Raw genomic sequence first — 1,214 nt, 5'->3', positions numbered from 1 at the left:
GACCCGCTGGCAACATAGAACGAGGGTTGCGCTCGTTGCGGGACTTAACCCAACATCTCACGACACGAGCTGACGACAACCATGCACCACCTGTACACCGACCACAAGGGGGCGACCATCTCTGGCCGTTTCCGGTGTATGTCAAGCCTTGGTAAGGTTCTTCGCGTTGCATCGAATTAATCCGCATGCTCCGCCGCTTGTGCGGGCCCCCGTCAATTCCTTTGAGTTTTAGCCTTGCGGCCGTACTCCCCAGGCGGGGCGCTTAATGCGTTAGCTACGACACAGAAACCGTGGAAAGGTCCCTACATCTAGCGCCCAACGTTTACGGCATGGACTACCAGGGTATCTAATCCTGTTCGCTCCCCATGCTTTCGCTCCTCAGCGTCAGTTACGGCCCAGAGATCTGCCTTCGCCATCGGTGTTCCTCCTGATATCTGCGCATTCCACCGCTACACCAGGAATTCCAATCTCCCCTACCGCACTCTAGTCTGCCCGTACCCACTGCAAGCCCGAGGTTGAGCCTCGGGATTTCACAGCAGACGCGACAAACCGCCTACGAGCTCTTTACGCCCAATAATTCCGGACAACGCTTGCACCCTACGTATTACCGCGGCTGCTGGCACGTAGTTAGCCGGTGCTTTTTCTGCAGGTACCGTCACTTTCGCTTCTTCCCTACTAAAAGAGGTTTACAACCCGAAGGCCGTCATCCCTCACGCGGCGTTGCTGCATCAGGCTTTCGCCCATTGTGCAATATTCCCCACTGCTGCCTCCCGTAGGAGTCTGGGCCGTGTCTCAGTCCCAGTGTGGCCGGTCACCCTCTCAGGCCGGCTACCCGTCGTCGCCTTGGTGAGCCATTACCTCACCAACAAGCTGATAGGCCGCGAGTCCATCCCCAACCAAAAAATCTTTCCACCACCAGACCATGCGGCCGGCAGTCGTATCCAGTATTAGACGTCGTTTCCAACGCTTATCCCAGAGTCAGGGGCAGGTTACTCACGTGTTACTCACCCGTTCGCCACTAATCCACCCAGCAAGCTGGGCATCATCGTTCGACTTGCATGTGTTAAGCACGCCGCCAGCGTTCGTCCTGAGCCAGGATCAAACTCTCCGTAAAAAATTACAACCAACACCCGAAAGCGTCAGCGAGTTGATTCTGACTGTCGACTGTCTACTGACAATCTTCAATCCAAAAGGAATTGTCTCAAACCCAGCCA

At 55.7% G+C, this 1,214-nt stretch carries 1 protein-coding gene and 1 other annotated feature (1 of these 2 running past the window's edge); the gene reads left to right on the top strand.

Annotated elements, in window-relative coordinates; all coding sequences use genetic code 11:
• Positions 1-1,209, bottom strand: a sequence feature (most likely nonfunctional fraction of RNA operon); it reaches 3,343 nt to the left of the window's first position.
• Positions 998-1,214, top strand: a 217-nt coding sequence (locus tag LEL83_RS15685; protein ID WP_225559520.1) for a hypothetical protein, incomplete at its 3' end; no start/stop codon positions are given. It overlaps the preceding feature by 212 nt.

The organism is Curtobacterium oceanosedimentum (genome assembly GCF_020297365.1).
Taxonomy (GTDB): Bacteria; Actinomycetota; Actinomycetes; order Actinomycetales; family Microbacteriaceae; genus Curtobacterium.
The sequence above is the reverse complement of the archived record's forward strand: the minus strand, read 5'-3'. Positions and strand labels throughout refer to the sequence as shown.